8 protein-coding genes are annotated in these 7,877 nt (G+C 70.6%); 1 reads left to right on the top strand and 7 read right to left on the bottom strand.

Features of this window, described 5'->3' with window-relative positions:
* Positions 1 to 70: 70 nt before the first annotated feature.
* The 3 genes from ACFXMF_RS45490 to groES form a co-directional block, all read right to left on the bottom strand.
* The gene (locus ACFXMF_RS45490) at positions 71 to 889 is read right to left on the bottom strand and encodes an SDR family oxidoreductase (RefSeq protein ID WP_360308872.1); all 819 of its coding nucleotides are present in this window, start codon (positions 887 to 889) and stop codon (positions 71 to 73) included.
* A 166-nt stretch (positions 890 to 1,055) separates the two neighbouring features.
* Entirely contained in the window at positions 1,056 to 2,684 is a 1,629-nt protein-coding gene (gene groL / locus ACFXMF_RS45485) for a chaperonin GroEL (RefSeq protein ID WP_360308869.1), read from the bottom strand.
* A gap of 134 nt (positions 2,685 to 2,818) precedes the next feature.
* Entirely contained in the window at positions 2,819 to 3,127 is a 309-nt protein-coding gene (gene groES, locus ACFXMF_RS45480) for a co-chaperone GroES (protein ID WP_161359282.1), read from the bottom strand.
* 270 nt (positions 3,128 to 3,397) lie between these two features.
* Between groES and ACFXMF_RS45475 the strand changes: the two genes are divergently transcribed.
* On the top strand, positions 3,398 to 4,576 hold the full coding sequence (locus ACFXMF_RS45475) for a methyltransferase domain-containing protein (protein ID WP_379992373.1): 1,179 nt from the start codon (positions 3,398 to 3,400) through the stop codon (positions 4,574 to 4,576).
* A gap of 29 nt (positions 4,577 to 4,605) precedes the next feature.
* Here ACFXMF_RS45475 and ACFXMF_RS45470 read toward each other — a convergent pair whose 3' ends face one another.
* From ACFXMF_RS45470 to rimI, 4 genes are all read right to left on the bottom strand, one after another.
* A complete protein-coding gene (locus tag ACFXMF_RS45470) occupies positions 4,606 to 5,499 on the bottom strand; it encodes a polysaccharide deacetylase family protein (RefSeq protein WP_360308863.1) in 894 nt (297 codons plus the stop codon).
* Between the two features lie 270 nt (positions 5,500 to 5,769).
* The gene (locus tag ACFXMF_RS45465) at positions 5,770 to 6,045 is read right to left on the bottom strand and encodes a hypothetical protein (RefSeq protein ID WP_360308860.1); all 276 of its coding nucleotides are present in this window, start codon (positions 6,043 to 6,045) and stop codon (positions 5,770 to 5,772) included.
* A 44-nt stretch (positions 6,046 to 6,089) separates the two neighbouring features.
* Positions 6,090 to 7,133: a tRNA (adenosine(37)-N6)-threonylcarbamoyltransferase complex transferase subunit TsaD gene (gene tsaD / locus ACFXMF_RS45460; protein ID WP_360308857.1), complete on the bottom strand. Its 1,044-nt coding sequence runs from the start codon at positions 7,131 to 7,133 to the stop codon at positions 6,090 to 6,092.
* Complete coding sequence (gene rimI, locus ACFXMF_RS45455; RefSeq protein ID WP_379992374.1) at positions 7,126 to 7,587, bottom strand: ribosomal protein S18-alanine N-acetyltransferase; 462 nt, start codon at positions 7,585 to 7,587, stop codon at positions 7,126 to 7,128. Before rimI ends, tsaD begins: the two co-directional genes overlap by 8 nt.
* Positions 7,588 to 7,877 lie beyond the last annotated feature (290 nt).

Raw genomic sequence — 7,877 nt, 5'->3', positions numbered from 1 at the left:
GTCCCCGGATCCGGGGACGGGCCGCCGAGCCTCGTCACGCACGTGTCACCACGTGCGGTCGAGCGGTCGCCTACCGGAAGGCGGACATGTCCATCTCCCACACCTTCGGCCAGTCCTTGCCGCGGAACGCCGCGTCGGTGCCGCCGTCGCAGAAGACCACCGAACCGACGAAGAACGTCGACTCGCCGCCGAGCAGGAACGCCACCAGTGCGGCGATCTCCTCGGGCCGACCGCCCCGACCGGCCGGGATGGTGCTCAGGAACATCTCCATGCCCTCGGCGGTCAGCGGGTCCTTGCGCCCCTCGGCCGTCATCGGGGTCTCGATCAGGCCCGGCGCGATCGCGTTCAGCCGGATCCCGTCCGCGATGTACTCGGCGCACTTGGTGCGCGCGTACCACGCGAGCGCGGCCTTGGTCGCCGGGTAGGCCTGCAGCGCGGCGAGGTCGCCGAACGCCTCGGTGGCCTTCGTCGCGCCCGCCTCGTCGCCCGCCAGACACAGCTCGGCCACCTCGACCGGCCAGTTCGGCTGGGCCGTCGTGGAGTTGGAGCTGATCAGCACGACGGAGGCGTTCGTCCCGGCCGCGAGCAGCGGGCGCAGCCCCTCCAGGAGGTCGATCGCGCCGAAGTAGTTCACCGCCACCAGCAGGCCGCCCGGGCGCCCGGTGGCCGCCGCCAGGCCGGCGAACGGCACGAAACCGTCCAGCGCGCCGCCGGACAGTTCGGTGACCTTCGTGATCGCCTCGGCGCGGCCCTCGGCGGTGCTCAGGTCCACCTCGACGTCGGCGTCGTGCAGGTCGACGCCGATCACCCGGTGACCGTCCGCCTCCAGCCGGGCCTTGGTGGCGGCGCCCAGGCCCGAGGCCGCGCCGGTGATCGCGTAGGTACCCATGCTTCTCCTTCGATGGTGCTCGACCGACGGCCGACGCCCGAACCACAGTCCTGACGGTCCGTCAGTTCACGACTCCCGGCACTCTCGCAGATCGAGCCGGCACCGGAAAGGCCGACGGGCCCGACCGCTGGAAAGCGGTCGGGCCCGTCGGGTGTCGCGGGTGGAACTAGTGCGCGTGGCCGTGGCCGCCGTGGTTGTGCCCGGCGGGCTCTTCCTCGGCCGGCTTCTCGACGACCAGGGTCTCGGTCGTGAGCAGCAGCGACGCGATCGACGCGGCGTTCTGCAGCGCGGAACGGGTCACCTTGACCGGGTCGATGACGCCCGAGTCGACCAGGTTGCCGTACTCGCCGGTGGCGGCGTTGAAGCCGTGCCCGACGCCGAGCTCCTGCACCTTGTTGACGATCACGTAGCCCTCGAGGCCCGCGTTCTCGGCGATCCAGCGCAGCGGCTCGACCGCGGCACGACGCACGACCGAGACGCCGGTCGCGATGTCGCCGCTCTGGCCGAGGTTCTCGGCGAGCACGGAGACGGCGTGCACCAGGGCGGTGCCGCCGCCGGCGACGATGCCCTCCTCGATGGCCGCGCGGGTCGCGGAGACCGCGTCCTCGAGACGGTGCTTCTTCTCCTTGAGCTCGACCTCGGTGGCCGCACCCACACGGATCACGCACACGCCGCCGGCCAGCTTCGCGAGGCGCTCCTGGAGCTTCTCGCGGTCCCAGTCCGAGTCGGTGTCGTCGATCTCGCGCTTGATCTGCTTGACCCGGTCCGCGATCGCGGCGGCGTCGCCGGCGCCGTCCACCAGGGTGGTCGCGTCCTTGGTGATGGTGATGCGACGGGCACTGCCCAGCACCTCCAGGCCGACCTGGTCGAGCTTGAGGCCGACCTCGGGGGCGATGACCTGACCGCCGGTCAGGATCGCCATGTCCTCCAGCATCGCCTTGCGGCGGTCACCGAAGCCCGGGGCCTTGACCGCGACGGCGTTGAACGTGCCGCGGATCTTGTTCACGACCAGGGTCGACAGCGCCTCGCCGTCGACGTCCTCGGCGACGATCAGCAGCGGCTTGGACGCGCCGGCCTGAATGATCTTCTCGAGCAGCGGGAGCAGCTCGGCGATGGCCGAGATCTTGCCCTGGTGGATCAGGATGTACGGGTCGTCGAGGACGGCCTCCATCCGCTCCTGGTCGGTGACCATGTACGGCGACAGGTAGCCCTTGTCGAACTGGAGGCCCTCGGCGAACTCCAGCTCCAGACCCATGGTCTGGGACTCCTCGACGGTGATGACACCGTCCTTGCCGACCTTGTCCATGGCCTCGGCGATCAGCTCGCCGATCTGCTTGTCCTGCGCCGAGAGCGCGGCGACGGCGGCGATGTCGTCCTTGCCGTCGATCGCGCGGGCGGTCTTGAGAAGCTGCTCGGACACCGCGGCGACGGCGAGGTCGATGCCCTTCTTCAGGTCCATCGGGGCCGCACCGGCGGCCACGTTGCGCAGACCCTCGCGCACCAGCGCCTGGGCGAGCACCGTCGCGGTGGTGGTGCCGTCACCCGCGATGTCGTTGGTCTTGGTCGCGACCTCCTTGGCGAGCTGCGCGCCGAGGTTCTCGTACGGGTCCTCGAGCTCCACCTCACGGGCGATCGTCACGCCGTCGTTGGTGATGGTCGGGGCACCGAACTTCTTGTCGATCACGACGTTGCGGCCCTTGGGGCCGAGCGTGACCTTGACGGTGTCGGCCAGCGCGTTGACGCCGCGCTCCAGCGACCGTCGGGCCTTCTCGTCGAACTGGAGGATCTTCGCCATGAGGGTCTTCGTCCTTAAAGGTTGCTAGTCGACGTCGTACAACCGACTCCGCCCCGGGTCCACCGGCCGCGAGGGCAGGGCGATCCGGGGCGGGGTCGTCGAACCGTCACCGGTTCCGGCGCGTCAGCGCGATGTCACTTCTCGATGATCGCGAGCACGTCGCGGGCCGAGAGAACGAGGTATTCCTCGCCGTTGTACTTCACCTCGGTGCCGCCGTACTTGCTGTACAGCACGGTGTCACCGACGCTCACGTCGAGCGGCAGACGCTGACCGTCCTCGAAACGACCCGGGCCCACGGCCAGGACGACGCCCTCCTGGGGCTTCTCCTTGGCGGTGTCCGGGATCACGAGACCCGACGCGGTGGTCTGCTCGGCCTCAAGCGTCTGAACCACGATGCGGTCCTCGAGCGGCTTGATGGCAACCTTGGTGTTGGCGGTCGTCACGATGCGACCTCCCCCTTCGGAGATCTCACGGAAAAATGTCTGTCGGCGAATGGGACAGATCCGTCGTCGCGGGTGCCGGACCTGCTCGAATCGCACTGGCACACTCATGGGGAGAGTGCCAGCACAGACACTAGGTGGCGGTTAGCACTCCGTCAACCAGAGTGCCAGATTCAGCGCGTCGGACCGCATTGTTCATACCGGTCTCGTCCCTACCGGCCCGTTCATGCCGCCTTCGGATCGTGCCCGGCCGTGCTCGGCGAGAATGGCCGCGTGCACACCGAAGCTTTCACCGCGCTGCTGACCAACGAGGGCCGTTCGCTGTTGGACCTGCTCGCCGACCACGAGGTCGGCGACGAATTGTCGTGGGCCACCCGGCTGCGTCGTGAGCACCCGGCGGAGTTGGTGGCCGCCGCGCTCACCCAGTCCCGGCTGCGACAGCGCGGGCGGGCCAAGTTCGGCGCGGACGCAGCGCGGATGTACTTCACTGCGAACGGGCTGGAGCAGTCCACCCGCACCTCGGTGGCCGAGCACCGGGCCGCCCGGCTGGTCGCGGCGGGTGGCATCGACCGGGCGGTGGACCTGTGTTGCGGCATCGGCGGCGACGCGCTCGCGCTGGCCCGGGCCGGGATCACCGTGCACGCGGTCGACCTGGACCCGCTGACCTGCGCGGTGGCCCGGGCCAACGCGGACGTGCTGGGGGTGGCGGATCGGCTCACCGTCGAGTGCGCGGACGTGACCGAGGTGGACCTGGGCGGCTTCGACGCGGCGCTGATCGACCCGTCCCGACGCACCGCCCGCGGGCGCACCTTCGACCCCGAGGCGTACTCGCCGCCGTTCTCGTTCCTGAGCAGGCTCGCCGCCGAAGTGCCCTGCGGCGCGGCCAAGGTCGCGCCGGGCATCCCGCACGAGATCGTGCCCGAGGGCATGGAGGCCGAGTGGGTCTCCGATCGCGGCGACGTCAAGGAGGCGGTGTTGTGGTGGGGCCGGCTCGCGCACGCCGGCCTGCGCGCCACGGTGTTGCCCGGCGGCGCGGCGCTGACCTCGGGTCGGGTCCGCCCGGCACCGGTGGGCCCGGTCCGCCGCTACCTCTACGAGCCGGACGGCGCGGTGATCCGGGCGCATCTGGTGTCCGAGGTGGGCGAGTTGGTGAACGGCAACCTGGTGGACGAGACGATCGCCTACCTGACCTCGGACCACCTGGTGGGCACGGTGTTCGCGAGCGTGTACGAGATCACCGACGTGTTGCCGTTCAACCTGAAGCGGCTCAAGGCGCTGCTGCGCGAGCGCGGCGTCGGCAACCTCACGGTCAAGAAGCGCGGCTCGGCGGTCGAGCCGGAGGAGGTCCGCCGCCGGGTCAGGCCGACCGGCCCGAACGCGGCCACGGTGCTGCTGACCCGGGTGGCGGGCGCGCCCACGATGCTGATCGCGCAGCCGGTGTCGACGGGGTAGCGCTGTCCGCCCGGCCGGGTCGAACGGGGCTAGCCGATGTAGTCCTCCAGGCGCGCGACGGTGTAGCCCTGGGCCTGGATCTTGCGCAGCATGTTGCCGAACATCTCGGTCATCGTGGTTCCCTTGAGATCACTCGGCCCGCGGAAGTGGGCCAGGATGATGTCGCCCGGGTGCAGCTTCTTCTCGCCGACGTACTGCATGTCGTTGATCTGCATCGATTCCTGCCACTTGACGATGGCCTCGATCCCGCCGCAGCCGCCGACCACCGTCTGCGTGGTCGCGTTCCAGTTGCCGTAGGGCGGGCGGAACAACGTCGGGCGCTTGCCGTAGACCTCGGCGAGCCGGTCCTGCTGGCCGCAGATCTGGTGCTTCTGCGCGTCCGCGCTCAGCGTCTTGAGGTCGGGGTGGGACAGCGTGTGGTTCTGCACCGTGGCACCCAGTGCCTGGAGCTTGCGGAAGTACTCCGGATCCTGCCGCACGTAGGTGTCGTTGAGGAACATCGACACCGGGATCCGCAGGTCGCGCATCATGTCCAGGAACTTGGGGTCCTTCTCCGACCCGTCGTCGATCGTGATGAACACGATCTTCTCCTGGGTGGGGATCTTCTCCACCACCGGCGGCTTGGCGCCGCCGGCCTTGATCGGCTTGACCGCGGGCGGGGCGGGCGGCGGCGCGAACGGCTTCAGGTTCCACTTCGCGGCGAGCGCGGCCGCGTCGGCGCCCGGGGTGTCCGGCTTCGCGGCGGGGGTGGGTTTGGTGGGGGTGGTGGACGCGCCGCGGGTCGGTCGTTCGCTGCCCTTGACCGACGCGGTCTCGTCGGAGCCGCCGCAGCCGGTCAGGGTGACCAGCAGCAGACCGGCCACGCCGGCCCAGGTCGAGGCGAAGGCCGCGCCGCGCCGCTTTTGTACCGTTCGATGCACCACTGTCCCGGGGCCTTTCGTTCGCCTGGTCCGATCGGCCCACGCTACGCGCCGCGGCGGCCTGTCACGGTCCGGACAAGGGCTGTTCAAGGGACTGTCGAAGGACTGTTGAGCAGCCGATGAGCTGGGCACACTCCCGGCAAGGCCAATGGCACGTGCGGCGGCACGCAGCCATCAGCCAAGGCACTCGACCCGCGTCCGGCTTGCGAATGGCCTCCTCGTCGGATGCGGGTCGAGTGTTGCGCGACCGGGAAGGCGGCCGGCCGGGGCCGATCAGGGGCCGATGCTGAGCCGTTCGAAGCTCCACTCGTGCGGTGGCCGGGCGACCAGGGCGGCCGGCGGGTCGGGCAGCGGCACCGGCGATCCGGTCCACAGCGCGATCACCACCACCCGGTCGCCGCCCTGTTCGTCGGCCGTGGCGAACACCTCGACCCGTTCCAGGCCGGGCGCGCCGACGACGGCGGGCAGCGCCGCGGCGTGCACCCACTCGGCCAGTGCCGCCCCTCGACCGGCCTCGGTCCTGGCCTCCCACATCGCCGCGATCGCCATCTCGCCTCTTCCGTTCTCGCCGGCACGCGCTCGCGCCGTCGCCGCTACGACAGGGCCTGGGACACCGTGACCGGCATCGAGGAGTCGGCCGGGATGGTCAGCGTGGAGGGGGCCCGGTCCCGGGCGACCAGTTCGGCGCCGAGCGCGGCCACCATCGCCCCGTTGTCGGTGCACAGGCCCGGTCGCGGCACCCGCAACACGATCCCGGCCGCGTCGCAACGCTCCTGGGCCAGTGCGCGCAGGCGCGAGTTGGCGGAGACGCCGCCGCCCATCATCAGGTGCTCGACGCCGTTCTCCTTGCAGGCGCGGATCGCCTTGCGGGTCAGCACGTCCACGACCGCCTCCTGGAAGGAGGCCGCGACGTCCGCGATCGGCACCGTCTCGCCGGCCCGCTGCCGGGCCTCGACCCAGCGCGCGACCGAGGTCTTGAGGCCGGAGAAGGAGAAGTCGAAGGGCGCGTCGCGCGGCCCGGTCAGCCCACGCGGGAACGCGATCGCCGCGCGATCGCCCTCGCGCGCCCACCGGTCGATCGCCGGTCCACCGGGGAAGCCGAGCCCGAGCACGCGCGCGACCTTGTCGAACGCCTCTCCGGCCGCGTCGTCGATGGTCGAGCCGAGCGGGCGCACGTCGGCGGTGATGTCCGGGACCAGGAGCAGCGAGGAGTGCCCGCCGGAAACCAGCAGCGCCATGCACGGCTCGGGCAACTTGCCGTGCTCCAACTGGTCCACGCACACATGCGAGGCGAGGTGGTTGACGCCGTAGAGCGGCTTGTCCAGCGCGACCGCGTAGCCCTTGGCCGCGGCGACGCCGACCAACAACGCACCGGCCAGTCCGGGACCCGAGGTCACCGCGATCGCGTCGATGTCCCGCATCGTGACGCCGGCGTCGGCGAGCGCGCGGCGCACCGTGGGCACCATCGCCTCCAGGTGCGCACGGCTGGCCACCTCGGGCACGACACCGCCGAACCTGGCGTGCTCGTCGACGCTGGAGGCGACCGCGTCCGCGAGCAGCGTGGTGCCGCGCACGATGCCGATGCCCGTTTCGTCGCACGAGGTCTCGATGCCCAGGACGAGTGGTTCGTCAGCCACCGGTGGCCGTTCCTTCCCGACGTTCGTGAAGATCGCAGCGCATCACCAGCGCGTCCACGTTGGCGGGCTGGTAGTAGCCCCGCCGCACGCCGATCCCCTTGAATCCGAAGCGCTCGTAAAGCGCCTGTGCGCGGGCGTTGTCCACGCGCACCTCCAGCAGCACATCCCGACAGCCGCGCCGAATCGCCAGGTCGAGCAGCTCGGTCAACAACCTCGCGCCCAGCCCCGTCCCCCACCGATCCCGCCGCACCCCGATCGTCTGTACGTCGCCCTCGTCCCCGATCACCGCGAGCCCGGCATATCCGGCCAGCCCCCCGACCTCGTCCTCGGCAACCACGTAATAACGCAACTCGGGATCGGCCAACTCCGACCAGAACATCCCGGCCGACCACGCATCCTCGACGAACAACTCATGCTCGAGCCGCATGACCCCCTCGATGTCCCACCACCGCATACGCCGCAGCCGAGACCCGATCTCCATACCCGAAGTCTATCGACACCCCCACAACCCCCACCCCAACCAACCAAGCCAACCCAGCCCAACCAAAACCCGAGCCAACCCAGCCCCACCAACACACAAGGCAAACCAACCCAACGCACACGAGGCCACCCAGCCCGGCCGGCGCTTGAGGCCACTCAGCCCCGCCGGCGCTTGAGGCGAACCCAGCCCGGCCGGCGCATGAGGCCACTCAGCCCCGCCGGCGCTTCTGGGCATCCCAGCCCGGCCGCGGCTTCAGGCAAGTC

Origin of the sequence: Embleya sp. NPDC059213 (assembly GCF_042754445.1) — a bacterium.
Classification (GTDB): Bacteria; Actinomycetota; Actinomycetes; order Streptomycetales; family Streptomycetaceae; genus Embleya.
Note: the sequence above shows the minus strand (reverse complement) of the source record. Positions and strands in the feature narration are given on the sequence as shown.

Bases quoted from the DNA above. Each gene is read 5' to 3' on its own strand.
- rimI (WP_379992374.1), bottom strand. From the start codon at position 7,587: ATGCGGTGGTGGGACATCGAGGGGGTCATGCGGCTCGAGCATGAGTTG.
- groL (WP_360308869.1), bottom strand. From the start codon at position 2,684: ATGGCGAAGATCCTCCAGTTCGACGAGAAGGCCCGACGGTCGCTGGAG.
- ACFXMF_RS45490 (WP_360308872.1), bottom strand. From the start codon at position 889: ATGGGTACCTACGCGATCACCGGCGCGGCCTCGGGCCTGGGCGCCGCC.
- ACFXMF_RS45465 (WP_360308860.1), bottom strand. From the start codon at position 6,045: ATGGCGATCGCGGCGATGTGGGAGGCCAGGACCGAGGCCGGTCGAGGG.